The following is a 24,971-nucleotide window of genomic DNA, read 5'->3' as shown; positions in this document are numbered from 1 at the left end:
GCGTTCGGCGCGGTCGAACCGGGGAACCGGGAATCCCACTTCCACCCCTACTCCAGGAGGAGCAGCGACGGGTTCTCCAGGTACTCCATGACCCGGTTCGTGAACGCCGCCGCCTGCGCGCCGTCGATGACGCGGTGGTCGATCGAGAGCGACAGGGTCATGACGTACCGCGGCACCACCTCGCCGCTCACGGCCGCCCCGTTCTCTCGGTGGGCCGACGCGTCGCTCTCGACCACCCGCGGCTTCTTCTTGATCGCGCCCAGCCCGAGGATCGCGGTCTCGGGGTAGTTGATGATCGGCGTGGCGTACTCGCCGCCGATCGCCCCGAAGTTGGTGATGGTGAACGTCCCGCCCTGCATCTCCTCGCGGGAGATGGTGCGCTCGCGGGCCCGCTCGACGAGTTCGCCCAGCTCCGAGGACAGCTGCAGCATGCCCTTCCGGTCGGCGTTCCGGATCACGGGAACCATCAGCCCCGCGTCGGTGGCGACGGCGACGCCGACGTTGTAGTCCCTCCGGAGGACGATCTCCTCCGCCTCCTCGTCCAGCGTGGAGTTGAGGTAGGGGAACTCGCGCAGCGCCGCGACGACCGCCTCGATGACGAACGGCATGAACGTGAGCGAGACGCCACGCTCGGCGGCGACCTCCTTCAGTTCGCCCCGGACCGCGACGAGTTCGGTCACGTCCACCTCGTCGTGGTGGGTGACGTGCGGCGCGGTGTACTTGGATCGCGCCATCTGCGTGCCGATGGTGCGCCGGATGCCGCGGTAGGGGACGCGCTCGTCCTCGGCCCCTTCGTACGCCTCGGACGCGGCGCTCGCGGCGTCCGCGTCGGCGGCTCGGGCCTCCTCCTGGGCCTCGGCGTAGGCGACGACCTGCTCGGGCTTGACGAACGGCCGGCCGTCGCGCTCCTCGTCGGTGGGGATGGCGTTCAGATCGACGCCGCGCTCCTCGGCGAGCCGTCGGGTGGCGGGGGCGGCGAGCGTTCGATCCCGCTCCGCGGACTCGACGGCCATCGAGGCGGTCGCCCCCGCCGTCTCGGCACCGTCGTCGCTGACGCGCCGCGTCGCGGACTCCGCGCTCTCGACCGCCGCTTCGGGGGACCGGGGCGTCTCCGCCGCCCCCGCGGCCTCCTCGCCCGCGCTCTCGGCGTGCGCGCGCACGTCGGCGTCGCTGACCCGCCCGCCCGGCCCCGATCCCTCGACCTCGGCGATGTCGACGCCGAGTTCGCGGGCGAGCCGCCGGGCGCTGGGGGCGGCGAAGACGCGCCCCTCGGGTGTGGTGACCTCCTCGGTCCCGCCGCCCGGAACCTCCTCGGCGGCGCCCTCCTCCGCCGCCTCGGGTTCCGGGCGCTCCGTCTCGGGTTCCCCGGCCGCCTCGCCGCCCTCGGTCTCGAAGACGATGATGACCTCGCCGACGGGGACGACCTCGCCGGCCTCGGCCCGGATCTCCTTCACGGTGCCGTCGACCGGCGAGGGGACCTCGACGACGGCCTTGTCCGTCTCGGCCTCCGCTACGGGCTGGTCCTCCGAGACCCGATCGCCCTCCTCGACGAGCCAGCCCACGATCTCCGCCTCGGTCAACCCCTCGCCGACGTCCGGGAGTTTGAATTCTCGCGTCGCCATGGTCAGAACTCGCAGGCCTCTCTGATACCGTCCTCGATGCGCGAGGATTCGGGGAGGTAGTAGTCCTCGAGCGCGTACAGCGGGAAGGGCACGTCGAAGCCCGTGACGCGCGTTATCGGTGCCTCCTGGTAGAACAGCGCCTCCTCCTGGATGGTGGCGACGATCTCGCCGGCCAGCCCGCCCGTCCTGGGGGCCTCGTGGACGACGGCGGCGCGGCCGGTCTTCTCGAACGACTCGACGATCGCGTCGGTGTCGAGCGGCGAGAGCGTGCGCAGGTCGACGACCTCGGCCTCGATGCCCTCCTCCGCGAGGGTCTCCGCGGCCTCCATCGTCGCGCGCGTCATCGCGCCCCACGTGAACACGCTCACGTCCTCGCCCTCGCGGCGCACGGCGGCCTCGCCGAGCGGGACGGTGTACGTCCCCTCGGGTACCGCCTCGCGGAACGCGCGGTAGATGAGCTTCGGTTCGAGGAAGATCACCGGATCCGGATCGCGGATCGCGCTCGCGAGCAGCCCCTTCGCGTCGTAGGGCGTGCTCGGGATGACGACCTTGAGGCCGGGTTCGTGGACGTAGAACGCCTCCTTCGACTCGGAGTGGTGCTCCGGCGCGCGGATGCCGCCGCCGTAGGGCGCGCGCACGACCAGCGGGCAGGAGAAGCGACCGCGGGAGCGGGTTCGCAATCGGGCGGCGTGGCTGACGATCTGGTCGAACGCCGGGTACATGAACCCGGAGAACTGCATCTCGGCGACCGGGCGGAGACCGTAGGCCGCCATTCCGATGGCGGTGCCGGCGATGCCGGACTCCGCGAGCGGCGTGTCGATGACGCGGTCCCCCCCGAACTCGTCGTAGAGGCCCTGCGTGGCGCGGAAGACGCCGCCGTTCTTCCCGACGTCCTCGCCCATCACGATGACGTCCTCGTCGCGCTCCATCTCGTCGCGCAGGCCGTTCGCGACGGCCTGCACCAGCGTGAGACTCTGCGTCTCGGTCCGTTGTTCCTGTCGGCTCATTCTAGGAGTTCCTCGTCGCCGTGGTGTTCGCGCAGCCGTTCGAGGTAGTCGCGCTGCTGGCGGAGGCGCTCGGGCATGTCCGCGTAGACGTACTCGAACATGTCGGCCGGATCGGGCCGTTCGATGGACTCGGCGACGTCGATCGCCTCCGCGACCTCCGCCTCGATCGCCTCCGTGACGGCGTCCACGCGCTCGTCGTCGAGGACGCCCCGGTCGCGGAGGAACGATTCGAGGCGCGGGATCGGGTCCCTGCGCTTCCACTCCTCCACCTCGTCGTCCTCGCGGTAGACCGAGGGGTCGTCGGCCGTCGTGTGCGCGCCGAACCGGTACTGGACGGCCTCGATCAGCGTCGGGCGGCGCTGCCCGTCGCCGGGGTCCCTGGCCTTCTCGACCGCGTTACGCGTCACCTGGTAGACCGCGAGCGGGTCCATCCCGTCGACCTGGACGCCCTCGAACCCGTAGGCGATGGCCTTCTGAGCGATCGTCTCGCTCGCGGTCTGGCGCTCGCGCGGGACGGAGATCGCCCACTGGTTGTTGTTACAGAAGAAGACGGCCGGCGTGTCGAACACGCCCGCGAAGTTGAGCCCCTCGTGGAAGTCGCCCTCGCTGGTCGCGCCGTCGCCGAAGTAACAGAGGAACGCCTGCCGCTCGCCCTTCAGCTTCGACGCCCACGCGAGGCCGGTCGCGTGGAGCACCTGCGTCGCGATGGGGACGGCGATGGTGAAGACGTTCTTCCCGGCCATCCGGTTGCCGCGCTCGTCGCCCATCCAGTAGCGCAGCGTCTCCTCGAAGCCGACTCCGCGGGCGTAGGCCGCCGCATGCTCGCGGTAGCTCGGAACCAGCCAGTCATCGTCGTCGAGCGCGAACGCCGACCCGATCTGTGCGCCCTCCTGACCGGACAGCGGCGGGTAGGTGCCCATCCGCCCCTGGCGCTGGAGGCTCACCGCGCGCTTGTCGAAGTGACGCGCCAGCCGCATCTGCCTGTACATCTCGACCATCGACTCGTCGTCGAGGTCCGGTACCTCGGCCCCCTCGACCACGCGCCCGTCCTCGTCCAGGATCCGGACGCGCTCCCGGGGATCGCGCTGTAGCGTACTCATACCGCCCTCCATGACATACCACGAGTCCCGCCGCTGGCAGTATAGTAGTTTCGTAAAAACGTTTCTCTTATGCTGATTCTTGCCACCCGAGTGGGGATCTCGTCGAATTATGTCGGGGGAATCGGCGACTATTCGACCGAATCTGGTATTCGTCGGCCGGAAAGTGTATGAATTTGCGTTCACCGTGGCTTCGGCGTCAGAATTCTGGACGATCGTTCGTTCGGATCCGCCAGCGCGCCCCTCGAACGGTCGGAGTGCGAGGGATCGTCCTCGAATAGTCACGGCGCGCAATCCTTATCATCCGATGACCGGAACGTCGTCCATGGTCGTCTCGACCGACTCCATCTGGGAATTCCTCGCGGACCTCTTCGAGGAGGAGTACGCCGACGTCACCGTCTACGGCGACGCCGACGAACGGACGGTCCTCCACGAGGGGCCCGTTCGCGTCCGTGCGAACGGCTGGATCGAACTCCCGGCCGGTCGCCTCCTGTCGCCGGGGACCGTCCACCACGTCGACGTCCACTCGTCCGGGTCGCCCGACGACGGTGTCGACCGGCCGTAGGACCGTCGAACGCGCTCAGTCGCCCGTCTCCGCCCGGGCGACCGCCCGCGCCTCCTCGACGCTCCGCCCCTCCCGGAGCAGGGCGTCGACGAATAGCTCGCCCGCCTTGTAGGACGATCGGACGAGGGGGCCGCTGGCGCAGTAGAGGAAGCCGAACTCCTCCTCGCCCACGTCGCGCCAGGTGTCGAACTTGTCGGGGTGGACGAACTCGCTCACCTCGAGGTGGCGGCGCGAGGGCTGGAGGTACTGGCCGAAGGTGAGGACGTCGACGCCCACCTCCCGGAGGTCGCCCATCGTCTGGTAGACCTCGTGGTCGTACTCCCCGACGCCGAGCATGAGCGAGGTCTTGGTGTAGATCGAGGCGGTCTCGTCGACCCGCTCGAGCACCGAGAGCGACTGCTCGTAGTTCGCCCGGCGGTCGCGCACGGGCCACTGGAGGCGCTCGACCGTCTCGACGTTGTGCGCGATGACGTCCGGGCGCGCGTCGACGATGCGATCGACGCACTCGGGGTCGCCCCTGAAGTCCGGGATGAGCACCTCCACGAGGATCGACGGGTCGCGCTCCTTGATCTCGCGGATGGTCCGCGCGAAGTGCGCGGAGCCCTGGTCGGGGAGGTCGTCGCGGTCCACCGACGTGAGCACGACGTAGTCGAGGCCGATCTCCGCCACCGCCTCGGCGACGTTGGCTGGTTCGTCCCCGTCGAGCGGTTCCATCCCGCCGGTCTTCACGTCGCAGAAGTTACAGCCCCGCGAGCAGCGATCGCCCATCAGCATGAACGTCGCCGTCCCCGGGCCGTCGCGCCCGCTCCAGCACTCCCCCAGGTTCGGGCAGTTGGCCTCCTCGCAGACCGTGTGCAGGTCGCGGTCGCGGAGGGTCCGCTTGATCTCGGCGAAGCGCCGGCCCGACGGCGGCCGCATCTTCAGCCAGTCGGGCTTGCGCGTCTGACTCATACGCCCCCCTCGGCGCGACCGGACTAAAACCTGCGGTTCACCGGAATCGGCTCGTCGGCCGACCGTCGGCCGACCGCAGTCGGTCGGTTTTCGCGCCACATTACCCATCAAATGAATTGCAAAAATTAATAACCGCTATGCCAAAACACTGCGTCGATGCTCGACCTCTCGTCCGACGACATCACCGAGGGGCCGGTGCTGCGGGCGCTGCTCGTGCTTTCGGCCCCGCTACTCGTCCAGAACGTGGTCCAGGTCCTCCAGCAGGTGATCGACCTGTTCTGGGTCGGGCGCCTGGCGAACGCCGACGCCGCCGTCGCCGCCGTCGGCCTCGTCATGCCCCTCCAGGCGCTCGTGTTCGCGGTCGCGGTCTTCATCCCGCTCGTCGGAACGCAGGTGATCGTCGCCCAGCGCGTCGGCGCGGAGGACGTGCCGGGCGCGCGGCGGGGGGTCGCGACCGGACTGCTGACCGCGGTCGGTCTCGGTACGACGTTCGGCCTCGCCGCCGTCGCGATCGCGCCCGCGCTCATCGACCTGATCACCGACGTGCGGCCGGGAGCGGTCGTCGAGATGGTCGAGACGCAGGCGACCGCCTACTTCAGCGTCCTCATGGTCGGCTTGCCGCTGCTCACGCTCGCCGACACTACCGAGTCCGCCTTCGTCGGCTGGGGCGACTCGCGCGTCGCGCTGTACATGAACCTCCTCGCCGTCGGGATCAACGCGATACTCGATCCGATCCTCATCTTCGGGTTCGATAACAACCCCGCTTTCGCGGCGCTCGGCATGGACGGTATCGCCGCCTCCCTGCTGGGCGCGACGGGCTTCGCCGGGATGGGCGTGGCGGGCGCGGCGCTCGCGACGGTCGTCGGCTACTCGCTCGGGTTCGTCCTCGGGCTCTCCCTCGTTCTCGCGAGGCGCAACGGCGGGATGCTCTCCGGCGACGCGTTCCGCGCGAACGTCGCCGAGTTCCACGAGCTGTTCGAGGTCGGCCTCCCGATGGCGGGCCAGCAGGCGGCGAAGCAGATCGCCGACCTCGTGCTCGTCGTCGTCACGTTCGCCCTCGGCGGCGCGGCCGGCCTCGCCGCCTACTTCGTCGGCTACCGCGTCGCGGGCGTCGCCGTCATCCCCTCGGGGAGCCTCCAGCAGGCGGCCCAGAGCGTCGTCGGACAGAACCTCGGCGCGGGGCTGGTCGAGCGCGCCCGCGAGGCGACGTGGCGCGGGGCCGCCGTCGCCGCCGCCGTCCTCGGGACGCTCGGCCTGCTCCAGTGGTTCGTGCCCGGCACTATCGTCGGCGTCCTCGCCCCGCAACTGGAGGGGCGGGCGCTCGACCTGACGGTGCGCTACCTCCGGATCCTCGCGATCGGCTACCCCGCCATCGGCGCGACCTACCTCTTCCAGGCGGGCTTCAACGGCGCGCGGCGCACGCAGACGAGCTTCGTCGCGAGCCTCCTCCAGTACTGGGGCGTGCGCCTCCCGGTCGCGCTCGTCGGCGGGCTGGCGTTCGCGATGGGCGTCGAGGCCGTCTTCTGGGCGGTGACGGTCTCCAACGCCGTCGCCGCCGTCGGCCTCGGCGCGTACTACTACTACTCCGCCGAGAACGGCATGTTCGACCGCGCGGCGACCGCCGCCGTGGTCGAGTGACGCGCGCGGATCGACGTCCGCCCGGCGCGGAGAGAAACCCCTTTCATCGCTCGCACCTCCCATCTCCTGTGAACGTTACCGAGCGCCTCCCGCAGTTCGCCGACGCCTTTCCGTTCGAGTCGTTCAACCGAATGCAGTCGGAGGCGCTCCCCGCGATCCTCGAGCGCGACGAGAACGTCGTCGTCAGCGCGCCAACCGCCAGCGGCAAGACCGCCCTCGCGGAACTCGCCATCTGCAAGACCCTGGAGCGAGGCGGCACCGCCCTCTTTCTCGCCCCGCTCCGCGCGCTGACCAACGAGAAGGAGAGCGAGTGGGAGCGCTTCGAGGCCCTCGGCTACTCGGTGTACGTCGTCACCGGCGAGCGGGAGCTGAACTCCCGCCGGGCGGAGCGCGCCGACATCCTCGTGATGACCCCCGAGAAGGCCGACTCGGCCACGCGAAAACACGAGTCCTCCCGGTACGGCTTCGTCCGGAGCGTCGACTGCTGCGTCATCGACGAGGTCCACCTGCTCGACTCCGACCGGCGGGGGTCCGTCCTCGAGGTGACCGTCTCGCGCCTGCGGCGCATCTGCGACCCGCGGATCGTCGCCCTCTCCGCGACGATGCCAAACGTGGACGACGTGGCGGCGTGGCTCGACGCCGTCCCGGAGACGACCTTCGAATTCGACGACGGCTACCGCCCGGTCCCGCTGGAGGCGGGGGTCCGCACCTACACCCACGGCGACAACCCCTTCGCCGACAAGTACCGGCGGCTCTACCGCGCGCTCGACCTCGCGGAGCCGCACGTCCGCGACGGCGGCCAGGCGCTGGTGTTCGTCGCCTCCCGTCAGGACACCGTCCGCGCCGCGGAGAAGGCCCGCGACGAACTCGCCGGCCGGGACGTCCCGATGGGCGCGCGCGGCGACTACGACTTCCACACCGAGGCGAAGGAACTGCAGAACAAGACGCTCCGCCAGTCGGTCCTCGACGGCGTCGGCTTCCACCACGCCGGGCTCTCCCGCGAGGACAAGGCGCGCGTCGAGGCGTGGTTCCGCCGCGGCGACATCCAGCTCCTCTTCTCGACCTCGACGCTCGCCTGGGGCGTGAACCTCCCCGCCCGCTGCGTCGTCATCCGGGACACGAAGCTCCACGACCCGCTCGAGGGCGAGGTGGACATGAGCCCCCTCGACGTGCTCCAGATGCTCGGGCGGGCCGGGCGGCCGGGCTACGACGACGCGGGCTACGCCTGGGTGATCTGCGACGCCGCGGACGCCGACAGGTACCGCCGACTCCTCGAGGAGGGGACGGAGATCGAGTCCCGCCTCGCGGAGGACCTGGACGCCCACCTCAACGCCGAGATCGCCCTCGGGACCATCGACGACCTCGACGACGTGATGGACTGGCTCGACACCACCTTCTACGCCACGCGCGCGCGGAGCGCCACCGACCGCTACGACTTCGGCGGCCGCCTGCGCGAGCGCGTCCGCGGGACGCTCTCCGCGCTCGTGGAGGGGGGATTCGTCGAGACGGACGCCGACCTCCGCGTCGAGGGGACCGCCCTCGGCAGACTCGCCTCGCGGTACTACCTCCGGCTCGAAACCGCGGAGCGCTTCGCCGCCCTCGCGGAGCGGGGGGAGCTCGCCGAGATGGACGTGCTGACCGCCGTCGCGCGCGCCGCCGAGTTCGACAGCGTCAGCTGCCGCCAGTCGGAGCGCGACGCCGTGAACGCCGTACTCACCGGGCGGGCGGCGGACGTGGACGACGCGAGCCACCGGAAGGTGCTCGCCATCCTCAGATCGAGCATGGCCGGGACGACCCCCGGCGAGCTCCAGAGCGACGCGTGGGTCATCCGCCAGAACGCCCTGCGCCTGCTCGCCGCCCTGCGGGCGTTCCTCGAACGCTTCGGCGGCCCCGCCGACGCCAACCTCGCCTGCCGCGTCGAGGCGCGCGTCGAGAACGCCATCAGCGCGGACGCCGTCGGCCTGACGGCCATCGACGGCGTGGGGTCCGGCCGGGCGAAGAAGCTCGCCAGCGAGGGGCTCACCACCCCCGCGGACGTGGTCGGGGCGGGCGTCGATGCGCTCGTCGACGCCGGGCTCACGCAGGGCGTCGCGGAGCGCGTCGTCGAGAGCGCCCGGAGCCTCCCCGCCGTCGAGGTCGAGTGGGGCGACTTCCCCGAGCGGATCGCCCGCGGGCGAAACGACATGCGCGAGGTGCGCGTCCGCTCGACGGCCGGCGGCGCTCGCGCGGGCGTCGCGGTGACGGTCAACGGCGTCCCGATGACCGATTCGACCGCGTACCTCGGCGAGACGACCGTCCCCGTCGGCGTCTTCGGCGGCAGCGCCGAGGAGATGGAGTACGAGATCGCCGTCACCTTCCCGGAGCTTCCGCTCGTGCCCGTGCGCGAGTCGCGGACCGTGCGCGTGGAGTGAGGATTTTTGTACGAGAACGGGGCCAGCGTCCCCATGCGACCCACCGACCCCGGATCCGCCGTTCGCGTGATCGCCGGCGACTGCACCACCGAGTTCGACGGCACCCGTGAACAGGTCCTGCGCGGGCGCGTCGTCTGTCTCCTCAAGCCCGACGGCACCGTCCTCGTCCACGACGCCGACGGCTACCAGCCCGTGGCGTGGCTCACCCGCCCCGAGGCGCGTAGCGTGACGAACGACCCCGTCACGGTCGAGGCGCGCGACGGCGACCAGTTCCTCCGGGTGACGGTCCACGAGGCGTCCGCCGACGTGACCGTCCCGGCGAGCCCCGCGGGCGTTCCGGTGGGCACCGCCCCCGACGGCGGGCCGCTCGTCCGCGCGCGCGGCGCGGTCGTGAACCCCGACTCAGGCGCGCGATACGGCCTCCCTTCCGGCGCGACGGTGCTCGACGGGGGCGAGACGTGCGACTGCGGCCTCCCGCGCATCCGGGTCGAGCGCGGCGCGACCTTCGAGGTGTGTCTCGACCGCGCCTGCGAGTCGCTCGACGACGCCGTCCGGGCGGCGTTCGACCGCGAGTGGACGTGCCCCGACTGCGGGTCAGATCTGCGGATCCTCCGCCGGAACGGCCTGCTCGCCGGATGTGACGCCTACCCCGACTGCGAGACGGCGTTCGTCGTCCCCGACGGCGTCGTCCGCGGCACGTGCGACTGCGGGCTGCCGACGTTCCGCACGGCTTCGGGCGTGCGCTGTCTCGACGCGACGTGCGACCGCCCGACCGCGGGGGAGACCATCACCGGTCCCTGAGCGGAATCGACGGCCCGCAGTCAGAAGACGGAGTCGGCGGTCGCCGCCCCGACGACGCTGAAGACCGCGCCGACGGAGACGGCCTTGGCGGTGACGAACGGCCAGCGCGCCCGCTCGACGCCGAGGCCGCTCAGGAACGTCGTGGGCGCGTCGAACGCGAGCGCCAGCAGCAGCACCGCCCCGAACGAGACGGCCATGAGCGAGAGGAAGCGGACCGGGACGCCGCCGATGTCGACCTCGCGGTCGGGGTCGCGGTCGTCGGCCTTGTAGAGCGCGCCGTACCCGATGCCGCCGACGATGGCCGCCGTCAGCACTCCCTGGAAGACACTCATGCTCCGGGCGAGCACCCACACCTCCTCGGTGACGACGAAGGGCCCGGCGAGGAGGAAGCCGCCGACCAGCTGCTGAGCGATGTCCGCGGTCTTGAACCGCCGCGCGGGTCCGACCATGTCCCCACCAGTTCCGTGTCGGATATATACTGTCGGTTGTCCGCTCTCGAACGATCCCGCCGACCCGGTCCGGCGACCCCGTTCGACGGGACCCCGGCCGACGGCGTACTCCGCGGGGAACCGGGGCGCATTTGCGGCGGCACTCCCTCCCGTCCTCCATGAGCGTTCGACGGGAGTTCGACGCGTGGGCCGCCGAGGGCCGCGACAGGGGGATGGAGCGACGACACTGGCACACGGCCAAGCACGCCCTCGCGCGCGTGCCGATCGAGGCGGGCGATGCGGTCCTCGACCTCGGCACCGGGAGCGGCTACGCCGCGCGCGCGCTCCGCGAGACGACGGACGCGGGCCGGGTCTACGGGCTCGACGGCGCGCCGGAGATGGCCCGCAACGCCCGCTCGTACACCGACGACCCCGAGGTGGGGTACGTCGTAGGGGACTTCGACGCCCTGCCGTTCGCGGACGGCAGTCTCGACCACGCCTGGAGCATGGAGGCGTTCTACTACGCGCGGGAGCCGCACCGCACCCTGGCGGAACTTCGGCGCGTCCTGCGCCCCGGCGGCACGTTCTTCTGCGCGGTGAACTACTACGAGGAGAACGTCCACTCCCACGGGTGGCAGGAGGACATCGACGTGGAGATGACCCGCTGGTCGCGCGCCGAGTACCGCGAGGCGTTCCGGGAGGCCGGGTTCCACGTCGCCGAGCAGGACACCATCCCCGACGAGGAGACGGAGATTCCCCCCGCGAGCGAGTTCCCCCACGAGGGCTGGGAGACGCGCGAGGAGATGGTCGAGCGCTACCGGGTCTACGGGACGCTCCTGACGGTCGGGGTCGTGCCGTAGCGTCGGTCGTCGGGCCGCCCGGCGACGAGTTCGGGAAACTGCGGGGGCGATCCCGACGGCGGTCCGAGTCGTGAGGAGCTAGTACGCCCGCTCTCCCGCCTCCACCGTCACGTCCTGCCAGTTCTCCTCGGGCGGAAGCGGACAGGAGAACGTCTCGGAGTAGGCACAGAACGGGTTGTATGCGAGGTTGAAGTCGAGCGGGAGCCTCCTCGGGAGGTCGCCCTCCACGTCTATCTCCATGTAGCGCCCCTGGTGGTAGCTCTCCTGTCCCGTCGTCTTGTCGCGGAAGGGGACGAACAGCCCTTCCTCCGAATCCTGCCGGTACGCGCCGAGGGTCTGCTCCGTCCCGCGCACCTCGAAGCGCAGCGTGGCGACGCGCTCGTAGCGCACCTCGGGGCCGGCGGTCGTCTCCATCACCACGGGGTCGGGGTCGTCGTGGCGCTCGACGCGCGCCTCGACGCGGTACGCGGGGTCCGGTTCGAAGTACGCCAGGCCGTCGAAGTCCCCACGCTCGTCGGGCGGGATCGGCGACTGGGGGTGTTCGGCGAAGAACTCATCCTTCTCGTCGCGGAGCGCGAGCAGTTCCCCGCGCCAGCGCCCGGTGTCGAAGTCGTCGGTCACGACGGGGCTTCGCGCCGAGGGGTCTAATACTGCCGCCCGTACGCCGGTGTCGGAGATGCGCCCCCCGGATACCGCGTCTCGCTAGCCGGGTACGGCCGGCGGTGTACGTCCACGGGCCACCGCTCACGTGGCTATAAGCCGGCGTGCGGAGAACGACGGAGTATGGATCAGGTACGCCACCGGCGGGCGGTCCTCGCCGGCGTCCTCCTCGCGTTCGCCGTCCTCGCCGCGGTCGTGCTCTTCGAGGTGCTCGGGACGGTCTTCTTCGCCGTCACCGTGGCCTACGTGCTCGTACCCCTCCGGAACTACCTCGTGGAGCGGGGGGCCTCGCGCCGGATCGCGGCGGCCGTCGTCTCCACGGGCGCGTTCGTCGCCGTCCTCGGGATCTTCGCGGTGCTCGGCTTCGTCGTCTACCAGCGCCGGGGCTCGGTCGAGTCGCTCATCGAGGCCATCCCAGAGCGGATCGCCGTGCCGCTCGGGGGAGCGAGGTACGTCATCGAGACCGCGCCGGCCCAGGCCCAGGCCATCGACGCCCTCCAGGCGGTGGCGGCGGACGTCGCCGCCGCGGTGCCCGTGCTCGTGCTGAAGCTCTTCCTGTTCGCCATCCTGCTGTTCGGCCTCCTGCTCCGGCCGAACTCCGCCGGCCGGGCGCTGTTCAGCCTCGTCCCGGGGGAGTACCACGACGTGCTCGTCGCGCTCAACGACCGGGTCCGCCAGACGCTCTACGGCATCTACGTCCTCCAGGCGGCGACGGCGTTCGGGACGTTCCTCGTCGCGCTCGTCGTCTTCTCCGCGCTCGGCTACGACTCGGTGTTCACGCTCGCGGTGATCGCCGGCCTGCTCCAGTTCATTCCCGTGGTCGGGCCGGGCGTGCTCGTGGGCGCGCTCGCCCTCGTCGACCTCGTCGTGGGCAACACGACCCGCGCGATCCTCGTCGCGGTGATCGGTGCGGTGGTCATCGGGGCCGCGCCCGACGCGATCATCCGCCCGCGACTCGCCTCGTGGGCGGCCGACCTCCCGACGAGCCTCTACTTCATCGGGTTCGTCGGGGGGATCCTCACCGTCGGCACGATCGGCGTCATCGCGGGGCCGCTGGTCGTCGCGCTCGTCGTCGAGATGGTGGAGATCCTCTCGCGGGACGACGACCTGCAGGCGCGCCTCGACGCCGCGCTGGACGGCTGAGCGGAATCAGGCGAGCTCCCGACCCTCCCGCTCCCACTCGGTGAGGCTCCCCTCGTAGAACGCGAGGTCCTCGTAGCCGAGGTGCCGGAGCACGACGTACGTGTGGCTGATCCGTCGGGCGGTGTTGCAGTAGAGGACGACCCGCCTGTCGGGCGTGATCCCCCGGTCGCGGAGGAGCGCGCGCAGTTCGTCGTCGGGCCTGATCCCGCGGGACTCCTCGTCGACGAGTTCGAGCCAGTCGAGGCGTACCGCGCTCGGGATGTGCCCCTCCTCGAACTCCCACTCCTCGCGCGTGTCGACGACGACCGAGTCCGGATCGTCGATGGCCGCCTCGACGGCCTCGACGCCGACGAGCGGCCCCTCCTCGACGAACGCCGCGTCGTAGGTCGCCGCCGCCACCTCGGGGGCCTCGCGGCTCACCTCGCGCTCACGGCTCCAGGCGCTGTAGTCGCCGTTCAGCAGGTGAAGACGCTCCGTCGAGTGGCCGTAGAGCTCGCAGGTGACGAGCAGTCGCGCCGCGAAGACGCCGTGGGTGTCGTCGTAGGCGACGACGTGATCGTCGCTCGCGACGCCCGCCGCGCCCATCAGATCGGCGAAGACGTTCGCGCCGGGGAGCATCCCCGCCTCGCCCTCGTCCCGCGGGTCGCCCCGCTCCCCGCCCTCCCGCTCCGCGTCGCGCTGGGACGCGTGCGTTTCGGATCGAAAGGCGTCGAACGGTACGTTCACCGCGCCGGGGAGGTGGCCGATGCCGTCGTACTCCCACGCATCGCGCACGTCGACGATCCGAACGTCGTCCGCCCCGAGTCGCTCCGCGACCCACTCCGTGTCCACGACGATGTCCATACCGGCGATACGGGTTCCGACACTTCAACCTTGCACACGCGGGACGATCGGAGATACGGGCAACCCTTACCGCATCGCTTCACGTCTCACGACAGGTCCGAGTCTCGATACGTCCCCCTGCACGTCTCGTTCGCCCTCGCGTTCCGCCGGCCGGCGATGTAGCGGCAACATATTCCTCGAGGGAAAACGTGCGGCGGAACCTACCGGCAGTAATACCGATATACGCTTGGTACCGTTAGCTTCCGTTGGATTATGAGCGACTACGCGAAGGACGTGCTCGTCTCCGCCGACTGGGTGGAGGAGCACCTCGACGAATTCCAGAGCGACGATCCCGAGTACCGACTGGTCGAGGTCGACGTGGACACCGAGGCCTACGACGAGGGCCACGCCCCCGGCGCGATCGGGTTCAACTGGGAGACCCAGTTGCAGGACCAGACGACGCGCGACATCCTCGATAAGGACGACTTCGAGGACTTGCTGGGGAGCCACGGCATCTCGAACGACTCCACGGTCGTCCTCTACGGCGACAACTCGAACTGGTTCGCCGCCTACACCTACTGGCAGTTCAAGTACTACGGCCACGAGGACGTCCGCCTGATGAACGGCGGCCGCGACTACTGGCTCGACAACGACTACCCGCTCACCGAGGAGGTACCCGCGTTCTCCGAGGTCGAGTACACCGCCCGCGGCCCGTACGAGTCCATCCGCGCGTACCGCGACGACGTGGAGAAGGCCATCGACAAGGGCCTGCCGCTCGTCGACGTCCGCTCGCCCGAGGAGTTCAGCGGCGAGATCCTCGCCCCGCCGGGCCTGCAGGAGACCGCCCAGCGCGGCGGTCACGTCCCCGGTGCCCGCAACATCTCGTGGGCCGCGACGGTCAACGACGACGGCACGTTCAAGTCCGCCGACGAACTGCGCGAACTCTACGAGTCCCAGGGCGTCGACGACAACCAGGACGTCATCGCCTACTGCCGCATCGGCGAGCGCTCGTCCATCGCGTGGTTCGCGCTCCACGAACTGCTCGGCTACGACAACGTCACCAACTACGACGGCTCGTGGACCGAGTGGGGCAACCTCGTCAACGCCCCCATCGAGACCGGCGACGGCGAGTGAACGCGGCCTCGCCGCGGAGCGGCGAGCGCGGGCGAGCCGCGTAACCGGCGACGGAAGCCGGGCCGACCGCCGTATTTTCACCTTTCCGAGGCCCGGAGCGCCCGCTTCGCGTACTCGCTCAACGGACGAACGCGGCGACCCCGAGCGGACGCCCGCCGGTCAGTCCTCGTCCCCGGTATCCGGGGCGGAGAGCTCGCCGCGTTCGAAGCCCCGGCGCTCCCTGAGTCGCTCCTCGAACCACTGCCACTCGCGGGTGAACTGCCCCGTCTCCTTCAGGTTCCACACGTCGGCGTCCATCACTAGCGGGCCGGTGCGCAGCGACTGGATCATGTTGACGATCCAGAGGAAGACGCTGACGCCGATGACGTACGCGCCGACGGTGGCGATCTGGTTGAGCAGCGTGAATTCGGCGGGGTAGTAGGCGTACCGGCGCGGGAGACCGAGGTAGCCGAGGATCAGCAGGGCGTTGAAGGTGACGATCACGCCGACGATGAGCAGCACGGCCTGCACCCGCGCGAGGCGCTGGTCGTACATCCGCCGGGTGAGGATCGGGAACCAGTAGTAGCTCGCCGCGACCATGGACATCGCGATGACGCCCATGATGATGAGGTGGAAGTGCCCCACGACGTAGTGGGTGTCGTGCAGGACCAGGTCGACGGGGATCGAGGCGAGGAACACGCCTGTCACCCCGCCGACGATGAACGTGCCGATGCTGCCGATCAGGAGGATCATCGGGGCGGTCAGCCGGATGCGGCCGCTCCACATCGTCGTCATCCAGTTGAACGTCTTCACTGCGCTCGGGATGGCGATGGCGATGGAGACGGCCATGAACGACGCCCGCACGCGGGGATCGATTCCGGTCGTGAACATGTGGTGGGCCCAGACGCCGAAGCTGAGGACGCCGATGGCGAGCGTCGAGTAGACGATGAACTTGAACCCGAAGAGCTTCCGCCCGGAGAACTTCGGGAGGATGAGGCTCACCAGCCCGAACGCCGGGAGGACGAGGATGTACACCTCGGGGTGCCCCCAGAACCAGAACAGGTGCTGCCAGAGCAGGGGGCCGCCGCCGTCGACCGCGAAGAACGCGGTCCCGAAGTTCCGGTCGAGAAACAGCATGATGAGCGCGCTCCCGAGCAGGGGGAACGCGAACAGGGCGATGGCCGACGTGGTGAGCATCGTCCAGCTGAAGATGTCGAGCGTCGCCCAGGTGACCTCCTCGTCCCGCTCGGCGAAGATGGTGACGATGAAGTTGATCGCGCCCATGGTCGTCGCGACCCCGCTCAGGTGCAGCCCGAGCAGCGCGAGGTCGACCTGCGGGTTCGCGATCGTGCTCGAGAGCGGCGCGTACATCGTCCAGCTGATGTCGATGGGCGTGAGCGCGAACAGCGGCGCGGTCAGCGCGGTCAATCCGAGGGGCCTGAGGAGCTTCCCGAGGACCTCGGTGATGAGCCCGCCGCGGATCAGCACCAGCGCCGGGGGGAGCAGCCAGAAGGCGATGGCGTTGATGCGCGGGAACGACATGTCGTCCGCGCCGATGAGGATCGGGAGGAAGTAGTTCGCGATGCCGAAGAAGACGGGCAGCGCGAACAGGAAGATCATCGTGATACCGTGGGTGGTGAACAGCCCGTTGTACGTCTCGGTCCCCCAGATGGTCGTGCCCGGGGTGATCAGCTCCGTGCGGAGCATCATGGCGTCGGTCCCGCCCCAGAGGGCGGCCACGAGGCCGAAGATGATGTACAGTATACCGATGTCCTTGTGATCGACCGTCGTGAACCAGCGGACGAGGCCGAACGGCTTTTCAGTCTCCGTCACCGTCTCGCCGGAGGTGGGATAGCCGCCGTCGGCCATCGCGCGGCGTCGACGCACGACGCCGACGAGCGCGAGCACGGCAAGTAGCACGACGCCGAGTACCACTCCGGGGACGGAATCGATGGATACCATTGGTACGTAGAGTCACCGGGGACCCGTGGTTCACGTTGAACCTCCGGCGGCAAATACGTTAAGGCGGCGGCCTCGAGGCCGCCGGATCGCTCGTCCAGTCGGGGTGTTCGTCGCCCGACGTCACTGCCCCGCGTAGTACTCCTGTGGGACCTGCGATCCCTCGCGGAAGTGCCCGTAGACCATGCCGAGGGTGAACCCGTAGGCGAGGTGCGCGAAGAACGTGTAGGCCGTGTAGAGGATGAGGATCGGCCCCGAGAGGGTGCCCCGTCCGGTGATGGCGAACGCGACCCACAGCACGACGGCGAAGATCGCCCCCTGGGTGGCGGGGTCGGGACCGCGCGGGATGTAGTCGCGCAGCGCAACGAACAGCAGCGGCCACGCGACGACGCCCGCGACGGCGAACAGCACGAACCCGACCGTCGTGTCCCCCGGCGTTCCGACGAATCGCGCGATGACGTCGAACGCCCGGATCTGCTCTCGCGTCTGCACCTCGAGGAGGATCAACAGGAGCGTGAGGACCGCCGTCCCCGCGATACCTCCGGCGATCGCGCTGGTCACCCGGTTCGTCTCCATTTCGAATAGCTCAACGCCGAGGGGACAGAAAGGTTTGCCTCCCGACGGTGGGTACAAGCCCCCGCCCACCCTACGCCCGCGTATGACCGCCGAGGACTTCCTCGACCGCGTTCGGACCGACAATCGCACCGCACTCTCCCGTCTCGGCTCGTCGAAGGCGCTCTACGCCGACACGATGGGCGACATCGACACCGAACCCGTCCTGCGGGCCGCCGCCACCGCCGAGCACGCGGCGCGGGAGACGTTCGAGGCGTGGGCCGCCGAGGAGGACGGCGAGGCGGCGGCGGTCTTCCGCGAGACCGCCGAGGAGGAGCGCGAGCACTACGAGACGGTCCGCGCGAAGTTAGAGGCGGAGCCAGACCTCGAGGAGACGCCCGCCATCCAGGCGTACCTGCGCGACCTCGACGACACGCTCGACCGTGCGGGCGGATTCGTCGGGCGCACCCTCGCTGCCGAGAAGTCAAAGGAGCAACTGGTCGGCTTCTTCGTCGGGCAGGCGGACCCCAGGTCGAGCCAGACCTTCCGCGAGATGGGCGGGGACCTCGACGCCCAGCTGGAGCGCGGCGTCTCGCTGCTCGACTCGCTCTGCGAGAGCGAGGAGGACTGGGACCGCGCGCTCGACGCCGCGAGCGGCGCGATCCAGGCGGCCTACGAGGAGTACACCGAGCGGCTGGAGGAGATGGGCGTGAACCCGAAACCCGTCTGCTGAACCACCGGATTTTGCTGCGGTCGTGTCGGGCGACACGCTTCGCGGTCGCCCGTGACTCCCTGGCAAAAGCTGGACCAAAAGCCTGCGGTGCTCCCTTCGGTCGCGCCTTGGCCCGCTCCCTGTGGTCGCTCGCGGTGCGACTGCTCGTGCTGGCGATGGAAACGTGGGTTCCGCCATCGAGATCGGTGCGTGCTCCCGAAGCTTCTGGCAAGCGCTCGTCCATCCGCTCCTCGTGCTTTCGTTCGAAGGGAGGCGTCCGGCGAGCGCCGTCTACGGACGATCACGTCCACCGGCTCCTCGTCGCGCTCTACGACGGCGTCCAGCGGTAGCGCACCGTCTCGGTGCCCTCGAAGCGCGGCCCGTTGCCCGCCTCGACGAACGCCGCGTCGCGGGCGATCTCCCTCGTCGGCTCGTCGCCCGCGGAGACGAGCAGTTCGGCCTGCATGGACTCGTTCCGGGCGAAGCGGATTGGCTCTTCGAGCAGTCGCTCGCGGGCCTCCGACGGCCCCTCCAGCTGAGTCACGTAGACGGTGTCGCGCTGGGCGTCGAAGCTGACGAAGCCGACGATGTCGGCGTCGACGACGCCGACGCGGACGGTTCGGTCGTGCACGAGGTTTCGCATCACGTCCTCCGGCGACTCGGTGAGTTCGGCGAGGCGTTCGGCGTCGGCCTCGACCGCGTCCCGCACGTCCATGCTCGTGCTACCACACTGCACGACGATAAACCCCCGGTCTCGCGGTCGTCGCGTCCCACTGCCGTCTCCGGATATCGGGGACCGGCAAGGCTTCGGTGTATACCGGCAGTTTATACCCCGCGGAGAGCTACTGCCTCGGCAATGAGTTACACGCATCGGTGCTGTGAGGTGGTGGCGTGCGCGTCGTAGCGAAGTTCGGCGGGACGAGCCTGGGCAACGGCGACCGGGTCAACCGGGCCGCGGACTCCATCGCGGCGGCCGTCGAGACCGGCCACGAGGTGGCGGTCGTCGCCAGCGCGATGGGAAGCACGACCGACGACCTGCTCGACTCCATCACGTTCGAGATCGGGGAGGCGGACCGCGCCGAGATCGTGAGCATGGGCGAGCGCACCTCCGTACGCATGCTCAAGGCGGCTCTCGCCGCCCGCGGGGTCGAGGCGGTCTTCCTCGAACCTGGCGGCGACCTCTGGCCGGTCGTCACGAACGCCCGCGGGGAGGTCGACGTCGAGGAGACCCAGCGCCGCGCGAAGGCGCTCGCGGATCGACTCGGCGAGGTCGTCCCCGTCATCACGGGCTTCCTGGCGCAGGATCACGCGGGCAACGTCACCACGCTCGGGCGCGGCGGCTCCGACACGACGGCGGTCATGCTCGGGAAGTACATGGACGCGGACGAGGTGGTCATCGTCACCGACGTCGAGGGCGTCATGACCGGCGATCCCTCGGTGGTCGAGGGCGCGCGCAACGTCGGGAAGATCACGGTGGACGAACTGCGAAACCTCTCGTTCCGCGGCGCGGAGGTGGTCGCGCCGAGCGCGCTCAGCTACAAGACCAGCGACCTCGACGTTCGCGTCGTCCACTACCAGCACGGCGACCTGCTCGGCGGCGGCACGAGCATCGAGGGCCAGTTCGAGAACCTCATCGACCTCCGGGACGATCCGCTCGCCTGCCTCACGGTCGCGGGCCGGGCGATGCGCAACAAGCCGGGCGTCCTCGCGCGCCTCTCGACGGCGCTGTTCGAGGCGGGCATCAACGTGGACGCGGTCGCGAGCGGCATGGACTCGATCACCTACTACGTCGACAGCGGCGTGGCCGAGGAGGCCGAGACGGTCCTCCACGAGGAGGTCGTCGCCGACGAGACGCTCTCCAGCGTCACCGTCGACCACAACGTCGCCGTCGTGCGCGTCACCGGCGGCGAACTCCCCAACCGGCCGGGCGTCGTCCGCCACATCGTCGATCCGCTCGCGGACGCGCACATCAACATCCACGACGTCATCACGAGCGCCACGAGCGTCGCGCTGTTCGTCCACTGGAACGACCGCGAGGAGACGCTCCGCATCATCCAGGACGAGTTCATGCAGTAGTCCTCCCGCCGAAACGGGAAGGGAAGGGGGGGAAGGCGCGCCGGCCCGATGAGGAGGGAATGACACACACGGTGAACGGTCGTTCGGGCCGTCGGGGGCTCACGCGCCGGTTGACTCTCTTCGCTTCGAGCACAAATATCTCGCTAAGAGGTCTCCGTCCGACTATTGAGCGATTGGTACGCGGCCGTGTGGCGTAGCGGATGCTCGCACGGCGACGTTGCCCTAGACGGTGCTCTCGTCCTTCCACGCGGCGCGAGCCACCGTACCGCGAGCGAGTGCAACGAGCGAGCGGACGCGCCGAACCCCTCGAGCGAAGCGAGGGGGTGAGGCGTGGTTTTGGTCCAGCTTTTACCAGGGGGCGAGCGCAGCGAGCGACCGCGGCAAAACGGGGGCGGACAGGCGACGCCGCGACACTACTCGCGGGGCGTGGCGTCGCGCAACCGCGAGCGCCCCGCGACCGAAGTCAGGTCACACGGACGCTGGTCCCGCTCTCGGATATAAAGCTACGGGGAGACGGACGAGTTCGAGCGGTATCGTCTACGCCAGCGCGCCGTACCGCGAGCGGACGCAGTGAGCGAGCGGACCGAGGAGCGACCATCGGGAGCGACGAGGGTTTTGACCCAGATTTTACCGCGCGGTAAAAGGTGGATTTTAATAGATCAGTTCGTCGCTCCCCGTCGCCATGTAGAGGGTGCGCGCGGCGACGTTGACGGCGTGGTCGCCGACGCGTTCGAGGTCGCGCAGGGTGAGAAAGAGGACGGAGACGTCGTCGGCGAGCGCGTCCGCGTCGAGGTCGTCGTCGTCGAGTTCGTGCTCGATGAGCGTCCGGACGACGACGTTGCTCGCGTGTGCGCAGAGCGCGTCGAGTTCGTTGTCGCGGTCGGCCACCTCGTGACAGAGCCACCCGTCGTCGCGCCGGACGTAGGCGTCGACGGCGTCCTCGACCATTCGGATCGCGAGCGCGCCGATGTCGCCCAGGTTCACCTCGGGGAGCACCTCGCGGTCCGCGGAGAGCGCGTAGCTCGCGAGGTTCACGGCGAGGTCGGCGATGCGCTCGAGGTCGGTGATGATCTTGAACGAGGCGACCACGAAGCGGAGGTCGCCCGCGACCGGCTGTCGGAGCGCGACGAGGTCGGTACACGCGCGCTCGATGTCGAGGTACTGCCGGTTCACCACGCCGTCCCCGTTGAGGACGACGCGCGCGCCCCGCTCGTCGCCCTCGACGAGCGCGTCGAGCGCGAGTCGGAGGCGGTCGCAGACGAGGTCGGCCATCTCCTCGACCTCGGCCGCGAGCCGATCAAGCTCGCTCCGGAGACCGTCTGGTGTCATATCGGTTGATCAACCCGTCGTCGTTGGTCGCGGCGTGGAGTACTCGCCCCGCGATGTTAACGGCGCGGATGCCGACGCGCCTGAGGTCGCGCACCGCGAGCACGGCCGCGAGGCGGACGGCCATCTCGTCCGCGTCGGCCGGCGCGTTCTCGGGATCCGCGAGCCACAGCACGAGCCCCTCGCTCGCGTTCCCGCAGAACCGGCCGAGGCGTTCCCGGCGCAGCACCGTCCCGTGACACGGCCCGTCGTCGTCGGCGACGGCGTCCCGCTCCTCCCGGCTGCCCGCCGCCGCGAGCCGTCGGTAGGCGTCGACGGCGGTCTCGGCGGTCCCGACGGCGAGTTCGCTCAGCGAACGGACGTCGACCGGGCCGAACTGCGACCCGTCGGCGATGCGCGCGTACTGTCCGAAGCGGTCCGCGAGGGCTGACAGCTGCCTGAGCTCGCCGACGACGGCGAACGAGGAGAGGAGGTATCGCAGATCGCCCGCGACGGGATGCTGGAGCGCGATCGCGCTGAAGCACGCCGATTCGACCTCCGCACAGCGCGCCGCGACGTCGCGACTCCCGTCGAGCACGCGCTCGGCCCGCCGCTCGTCGCCCTCGACGAGCGCGCCGAGGGCCGTCCGCAACCGGTCGCAGACGAGTTCGGCGAGGTCGACGACGGCCTCGCCGACCTCGCCGAGCTGGTCGTCGAACCGGTCGCGCGCCATCCTCCGTTACCCGAACTTTCCGGTGATGTAGTCCTCGACGCGCTGGCTCTCGGGGTTCTCGAAGATCTTCTGGGTGTCGTCGAACTCGACGAGTTCGCCGCCGGTGAGGAAGACGGCCGTCTTATCGGAGATGCGGGCCGCCTGCTGCATGTTGTGCGTGACGATGATGACGGTGTACTCCTCGGAGAGCTCGTCGATGAGGTCCTCGATCTGGCTGGTCGCGACGGGGTCGAGCGCCGACGCCGGCTCGTCCATCAGCAACACCTCTGGATCGGTCGCGATCGCGCGTGCGATGCAGAGGCGCTGCTGTTGTCCGCCGGAGAGCTCGAGGCCGGACTCGTCGAGGCGGTCCTTCACCTCGTCCCACAGCGCGGCGCGCTTGAGCGACCGCTCGACGATCTCGTCGTGGTCGCCCCCGACGTCCTGGATCTTCAGGCCGTAGGCGACGTTGTCGCGGATGCTCTTCGGGAAGGGGTTCGGCTTCTGGAACACCATCCCGACGCGACGGCGGAGCGCGACCGGGTCGACGTCGGCGTCGTAGACGTTCTTGTCCCCGAGGTAGAGCTCCCCCTCGACGCGCGCGGCGTCGATGAGGTCGTTCATGCGGTTGATACAGCGCAGGAACGTGGACTTCCCACAGCCCGAGGGGCCGATCATCGCGGTGACCTTGTGCTCCGGGATCTCCATGCTGATGTCCCGGAGCGCCTGGTCGTCGTCGTACCAGACGTTGACGTTCCGCGCCTCGACGATCGTCCGGTCCACCCGCCGCGACCGGTCGGACTCGTCGAGGCCCGCGGTGACGTTGGTCTCGACCAGCATGTCGTCGCTCGTCGGGTCCTTCGACCGCTCGCTCGGGCTTGATACGACCTCCGCGTCGGTGTTTTCGTTGCTCATTGTTCTTTGATCCCTAGTTAGCTTTCACGCTGATACTTGTTCCGCAGGACGATGGCGATGGAGTTCATCGCGAGGAGAACGGCGACCAGCACCACGACGCCCGCGGGGACCGCCTTCTGGTAGAAGTCCGGCCCGGCGAACAGGGACGCCCACGCGTACACCTGAAGCGGCATCGCGGTCACCTTCGCGGACAGTTCCGTCGGGAGGCTGTAGTTGACCGTCGCGGCACCGATCATGATGAGCGGTGCCGTCTCGCCGATGGCGCGTCCGAGCGCGAGGATGGTCCCCGTCAGGATGCCCGGGAACGCCCGCGGGAGCACGACGTTCTTGACGGTCTGCCAGCGCGTCGCGCCCATGCCGTAGGACGCCTGGCGCATCTCGTCGGGCACCGCCCGCAGCGCCTCCCGCGAGGAGATGATGACGATGGGGAGGATGAGCAGCCCCAGCGTCGCGCCGCCGACCAGCGCCGTCCCGGTCGGCTGGCCGAGGTAGGTGACGAACAGCCCCAGCCCGAGGAGGCCGTAGACGACGGAGGGGACGCCCGCGAGGTTCGAGATGTTGACGTCGATGAGGCGGGTGAACCGGTTGTCTGGCGCGTACTCCTCGAGGTAGACCGCCGAGCCGACGCCGAGGGGAAACGAGAGTACCGCGACGACGACCATCAGGAGTATCGAGCCGCCGATGGCGGGGTAGAACCCCGCGTCCTCCGCGGTCCCGCTGTGCGGGCTCGTGAGGAACTGCCAGTCGACCCACGAGTTCGGTCCCGCGAAGCCGAGCAGGTCGACGACGCCCGCGCCGAGCAGCGCGCCGCCGACGATGACCCCGCTCAGCACGAGGCCGACGCGGTCGGCCGGACGGTTGACGACGACGTCCCCGACGTACGCGCCCGTCGGTACCACCACCGCGGCGGCGAGCACCGTCGCGGGGACGGGGGTGAGGTCGACCGCCGGGCCGACGAATGGCGCGATCACGGTCGCGAGGAACGCCGCGCCGCCGGCGATCAGCCCCGCGCGCGCGGCGTTTCGCCGCGCGAAGTAGTTACCGACGACGATCGCCGCCGGGCCGCCCAGCGTGAGCGCGAGCATCGCGCCGTCGCTCGGAACGACCGGCAGGCCCTGAACGAGACCCGGAACGACCAGCAGCGAGCCGCCGATCGCGGCGACCGTCAGGCCGAGTCGCGCGAGGAACGGAAGCCGCCGATCCAGCCGTTCGACGAGGACGACGACCGCCGCCGGGAGCGCGAGCGCGATCACGAAGGAGAACCAGACGAGCGGCGGGACGATGTCGACGAAGATCAGCGCGGCACCGCCGCCGAACATGAGGCTGACGACCAGGAGGCCGACGACTGCGAGTCCGGTCGCGAACGCCCGCGCGTCGCGGTAGTAGAGGTACCCCCCGACGCCGAGCGTCGGGAGGACGAGCGTGACGAGGAAGGTGAGCTGCCAGCCGGGGTCCGCGGTCAGCGGCTGGACGGCGTCGTTGGCGACGTAGACCAGCAGGACGCCGAGCAGGACGATCCCGAACAGCGTCGCCGCAAGCAGCGCGTAGCGGAAGATCGTTCCGACCGTCCGACTCACCTGACCGAAGCCCTCCGCGTAGTTCGCGTCCGTCCCGGTCGCCAT

At 69.8% G+C, this 24,971-nt stretch carries 23 protein-coding genes; 9 read left to right on the top strand and 14 right to left on the bottom strand.

The annotated features are described in order from the left end of the window. Window positions 1–47: 47 nt before the first annotated feature. From P1K31_RS11115 to pdhA, 3 genes are read right to left on the bottom strand one after another with little or no spacing between them, the layout of a single operon-like run. On the bottom strand, window positions 48–1,622 hold the full coding sequence (locus P1K31_RS11115) for a dihydrolipoamide acetyltransferase family protein (protein ID WP_276303399.1): 1,575 nt from the start codon (window positions 1,620–1,622) through the stop codon (window positions 48–50). 2 nt (window positions 1,623–1,624) lie between these two features. After that, window positions 1,625–2,629 (bottom strand): alpha-ketoacid dehydrogenase subunit beta, encoded by a 1,005-nt coding sequence (locus tag P1K31_RS11110; protein WP_276303398.1) that lies wholly within the window; start codon window positions 2,627–2,629, stop codon window positions 1,625–1,627. Next, window positions 2,626–3,729, bottom strand: a complete 1,104-nt coding sequence (gene pdhA / locus P1K31_RS11105) for a pyruvate dehydrogenase (acetyl-transferring) E1 component subunit alpha (RefSeq protein ID WP_276303397.1) — start codon at window positions 3,727–3,729, stop codon at window positions 2,626–2,628. The genes P1K31_RS11110 and pdhA overlap by 4 nt, the downstream gene beginning before the upstream one ends. Before the next feature lie 322 nt (window positions 3,730–4,051). Here pdhA and P1K31_RS11100 point away from each other — a divergent pair, with 322 nt between their 5' ends. Continuing rightward, window positions 4,052–4,291 (top strand): hypothetical protein, encoded by a 240-nt coding sequence (locus tag P1K31_RS11100; RefSeq protein WP_276303396.1) that lies wholly within the window; start codon window positions 4,052–4,054, stop codon window positions 4,289–4,291. A gap of 15 nt (window positions 4,292–4,306) precedes the next feature. On the opposite strand, the gene lipA is transcribed toward P1K31_RS11100, so the two are convergent. Further along, complete coding sequence (gene lipA, locus P1K31_RS11095) at window positions 4,307–5,242, bottom strand: lipoyl synthase (protein ID WP_276303395.1); 936 nt, start codon at window positions 5,240–5,242, stop codon at window positions 4,307–4,309. Window positions 5,243–5,398: 156 nt separating this feature from the next. On the opposite strand from lipA, the gene P1K31_RS11090 reads away from it, so the two are divergent. The 3 genes from P1K31_RS11090 to P1K31_RS11080 all read left to right on the top strand — a co-directional run bounded on the left by P1K31_RS11090 (window position 5,399) and on the right by P1K31_RS11080 (window position 10,092). Next, entirely contained in the window at window positions 5,399–6,880 is a 1,482-nt protein-coding gene (locus P1K31_RS11090) for an MATE family efflux transporter (RefSeq protein WP_276303394.1), read from the top strand. A 68-nt stretch (window positions 6,881–6,948) separates the two neighbouring features. Then, a complete protein-coding gene (locus P1K31_RS11085; RefSeq protein ID WP_276303393.1) occupies window positions 6,949–9,291 on the top strand; it encodes a DEAD/DEAH box helicase in 2,343 nt (780 codons plus the stop codon). 33 nt (window positions 9,292–9,324) lie between these two features. Then, window positions 9,325–10,092 carry a PDDEXK family nuclease gene (locus P1K31_RS11080; protein WP_276303392.1) on the top strand — a complete coding sequence of 256 codons (768 nt, stop codon included), beginning with the start codon at window positions 9,325–9,327 and terminating at the stop codon, window positions 10,090–10,092. 20 nt (window positions 10,093–10,112) lie between these two features. Here P1K31_RS11080 and P1K31_RS11075 read toward each other — a convergent pair whose 3' ends face one another. Then, complete coding sequence (locus P1K31_RS11075) at window positions 10,113–10,541, bottom strand: DUF2391 domain-containing protein (protein WP_276303391.1); 429 nt, start codon at window positions 10,539–10,541, stop codon at window positions 10,113–10,115. 158 nt (window positions 10,542–10,699) lie between these two features. On the opposite strand from P1K31_RS11075, the gene P1K31_RS11070 reads away from it, so the two are divergent. Continuing rightward, entirely contained in the window at window positions 10,700–11,380 is a 681-nt protein-coding gene (locus tag P1K31_RS11070) for a class I SAM-dependent methyltransferase (protein ID WP_276303390.1), read from the top strand. 78 nt (window positions 11,381–11,458) lie between these two features. Here the strand turns inward: P1K31_RS11070 and P1K31_RS11065 are convergent, their stop codons facing one another. Next, window positions 11,459–12,001: a DUF1684 domain-containing protein gene (locus tag P1K31_RS11065; RefSeq protein ID WP_276303389.1), complete on the bottom strand. Its 543-nt coding sequence runs from the start codon at window positions 11,999–12,001 to the stop codon at window positions 11,459–11,461. A 162-nt stretch (window positions 12,002–12,163) separates the two neighbouring features. Here P1K31_RS11065 and P1K31_RS11060 point away from each other — a divergent pair, with 162 nt between their 5' ends. Further along, entirely contained in the window at window positions 12,164–13,183 is a 1,020-nt protein-coding gene (locus P1K31_RS11060) for an AI-2E family transporter (protein WP_276303388.1), read from the top strand. A gap of 6 nt (window positions 13,184–13,189) precedes the next feature. Here the strand turns inward: P1K31_RS11060 and P1K31_RS11055 are convergent, their stop codons facing one another. Continuing rightward, a complete protein-coding gene (locus tag P1K31_RS11055) occupies window positions 13,190–14,026 on the bottom strand; it encodes a sulfurtransferase (RefSeq protein ID WP_276303387.1) in 837 nt (278 codons plus the stop codon). A gap of 252 nt (window positions 14,027–14,278) precedes the next feature. On the opposite strand from P1K31_RS11055, the gene P1K31_RS11050 reads away from it, so the two are divergent. Next, the gene (locus P1K31_RS11050) at window positions 14,279–15,139 is read left to right on the top strand and encodes a sulfurtransferase (protein WP_276303386.1); all 861 of its coding nucleotides are present in this window, start codon (window positions 14,279–14,281) and stop codon (window positions 15,137–15,139) included. Between the two features lie 159 nt (window positions 15,140–15,298). Here P1K31_RS11050 and P1K31_RS11045 read toward each other — a convergent pair whose 3' ends face one another. Both P1K31_RS11045 and P1K31_RS11040 read right to left on the bottom strand, forming a co-directional pair. Beyond that, on the bottom strand, window positions 15,299–17,080 hold the full coding sequence (locus tag P1K31_RS11045; protein WP_276303385.1) for a cbb3-type cytochrome c oxidase subunit I: 1,782 nt from the start codon (window positions 17,078–17,080) through the stop codon (window positions 15,299–15,301). Between the two features lie 120 nt (window positions 17,081–17,200). Continuing rightward, window positions 17,201–17,653 (bottom strand): DUF6789 family protein, encoded by a 453-nt coding sequence (locus tag P1K31_RS11040; RefSeq protein WP_276303384.1) that lies wholly within the window; start codon window positions 17,651–17,653, stop codon window positions 17,201–17,203. Between the two features lie 82 nt (window positions 17,654–17,735). Here P1K31_RS11040 and P1K31_RS11035 point away from each other — a divergent pair, with 82 nt between their 5' ends. Next, window positions 17,736–18,362 (top strand): rubrerythrin family protein, encoded by a 627-nt coding sequence (locus tag P1K31_RS11035; RefSeq protein WP_276303383.1) that lies wholly within the window; start codon window positions 17,736–17,738, stop codon window positions 18,360–18,362. Window positions 18,363–18,669: 307 nt separating this feature from the next. Here P1K31_RS11035 and P1K31_RS11030 read toward each other — a convergent pair whose 3' ends face one another. Then, a complete protein-coding gene (locus tag P1K31_RS11030) occupies window positions 18,670–19,056 on the bottom strand; it encodes a hypothetical protein (RefSeq protein WP_276303382.1) in 387 nt (128 codons plus the stop codon). Between the two features lie 176 nt (window positions 19,057–19,232). Here P1K31_RS11030 and P1K31_RS11025 point away from each other — a divergent pair, with 176 nt between their 5' ends. After that, window positions 19,233–20,417, top strand: coding sequence for an aspartate kinase (locus P1K31_RS11025; protein WP_276303381.1), 1,185 nt, complete (start codon window positions 19,233–19,235; stop codon window positions 20,415–20,417). A gap of 651 nt (window positions 20,418–21,068) precedes the next feature. On the opposite strand, the gene phoU is transcribed toward P1K31_RS11025, so the two are convergent. The 4 genes from phoU to pstA are packed head-to-tail and all read right to left on the bottom strand — an operon-like array spanning window position 21,069 to window position 24,971. Continuing rightward, window positions 21,069–21,746: a phosphate signaling complex protein PhoU gene (phoU, locus tag P1K31_RS11020; RefSeq protein WP_276303380.1), complete on the bottom strand. Its 678-nt coding sequence runs from the start codon at window positions 21,744–21,746 to the stop codon at window positions 21,069–21,071. Next, window positions 21,715–22,455: a phosphate signaling complex PhoU family protein gene (locus tag P1K31_RS11015; protein ID WP_276303379.1), complete on the bottom strand. Its 741-nt coding sequence runs from the start codon at window positions 22,453–22,455 to the stop codon at window positions 21,715–21,717. The genes phoU and P1K31_RS11015 overlap by 32 nt, the downstream gene beginning before the upstream one ends. Window positions 22,456–22,461: 6 nt before the next feature. Further along, complete coding sequence (gene pstB / locus P1K31_RS11010; RefSeq protein WP_276303378.1) at window positions 22,462–23,349, bottom strand: phosphate ABC transporter ATP-binding protein PstB; 888 nt, start codon at window positions 23,347–23,349, stop codon at window positions 22,462–22,464. 17 nt (window positions 23,350–23,366) lie between these two features. Continuing rightward, window positions 23,367–24,971, bottom strand: coding sequence for a phosphate ABC transporter permease PstA (gene pstA / locus P1K31_RS11005; protein WP_276303377.1), 1,605 nt, complete (start codon window positions 24,969–24,971; stop codon window positions 23,367–23,369).

It is taken from the genome of Halomarina halobia, from assembly GCF_029338575.1.
Taxonomy (GTDB): Archaea; Halobacteriota; Halobacteria; order Halobacteriales; family Haloarculaceae; genus Halomarina; species Halomarina halobia.
The sequence above is the reverse complement of the archived record's forward strand: the minus strand, read 5'-3'. Positions and strand labels throughout refer to the sequence as shown.

Coding starts and splice junctions, on each gene's coding strand:
- lipA (WP_276303395.1), bottom strand. CDS start 5,242: ATGAGTCAGACGCGCAAGCCCGACTGGCTGAAGATGCGGCCGCCGTCG.
- P1K31_RS11050 (WP_276303386.1), top strand. CDS start 14,279: ATGAGCGACTACGCGAAGGACGTGCTCGTCTCCGCCGACTGGGTGGAG.
- P1K31_RS11075 (WP_276303391.1), bottom strand. CDS start 10,541: ATGGTCGGACCCGCGCGGCGGTTCAAGACCGCGGACATCGCTCAGCAG.
- pstB (WP_276303378.1), bottom strand. CDS start 23,349: ATGAGCAACGAAAACACCGACGCGGAGGTCGTATCAAGCCCGAGCGAG.
- pstA (WP_276303377.1), bottom strand. CDS start 24,971: ATGGCGACCGGGACGGACGCGAACTACGCGGAGGGCTTCGGTCAGGTG.
- P1K31_RS11070 (WP_276303390.1), top strand. CDS start 10,700: ATGAGCGTTCGACGGGAGTTCGACGCGTGGGCCGCCGAGGGCCGCGAC.
- P1K31_RS11015 (WP_276303379.1), bottom strand. CDS start 22,455: ATGGCGCGCGACCGGTTCGACGACCAGCTCGGCGAGGTCGGCGAGGCC.
- P1K31_RS11110 (WP_276303398.1), bottom strand. CDS start 2,629: ATGAGCCGACAGGAACAACGGACCGAGACGCAGAGTCTCACGCTGGTG.
- P1K31_RS11030 (WP_276303382.1), bottom strand. CDS start 19,056: ATGGACGTGCGGGACGCGGTCGAGGCCGACGCCGAACGCCTCGCCGAA.
- P1K31_RS11055 (WP_276303387.1), bottom strand. CDS start 14,026: ATGGACATCGTCGTGGACACGGAGTGGGTCGCGGAGCGACTCGGGGCG.
- phoU (WP_276303380.1), bottom strand. CDS start 21,746: ATGACACCAGACGGTCTCCGGAGCGAGCTTGATCGGCTCGCGGCCGAG.
- pdhA (WP_276303397.1), bottom strand. CDS start 3,729: ATGAGTACGCTACAGCGCGATCCCCGGGAGCGCGTCCGGATCCTGGAC.
- P1K31_RS11115 (WP_276303399.1), bottom strand. CDS start 1,622: ATGGCGACGCGAGAATTCAAACTCCCGGACGTCGGCGAGGGGTTGACC.
- P1K31_RS11045 (WP_276303385.1), bottom strand. CDS start 17,080: ATGGTATCCATCGATTCCGTCCCCGGAGTGGTACTCGGCGTCGTGCTA.
- P1K31_RS11100 (WP_276303396.1), top strand. CDS start 4,052: ATGGTCGTCTCGACCGACTCCATCTGGGAATTCCTCGCGGACCTCTTC.
- P1K31_RS11035 (WP_276303383.1), top strand. CDS start 17,736: ATGACCGCCGAGGACTTCCTCGACCGCGTTCGGACCGACAATCGCACC.
- P1K31_RS11040 (WP_276303384.1), bottom strand. CDS start 17,653: ATGGAGACGAACCGGGTGACCAGCGCGATCGCCGGAGGTATCGCGGGG.
- P1K31_RS11090 (WP_276303394.1), top strand. CDS start 5,399: ATGCTCGACCTCTCGTCCGACGACATCACCGAGGGGCCGGTGCTGCGG.
- P1K31_RS11080 (WP_276303392.1), top strand. CDS start 9,325: ATGCGACCCACCGACCCCGGATCCGCCGTTCGCGTGATCGCCGGCGAC.
- P1K31_RS11060 (WP_276303388.1), top strand. CDS start 12,164: ATGGATCAGGTACGCCACCGGCGGGCGGTCCTCGCCGGCGTCCTCCTC.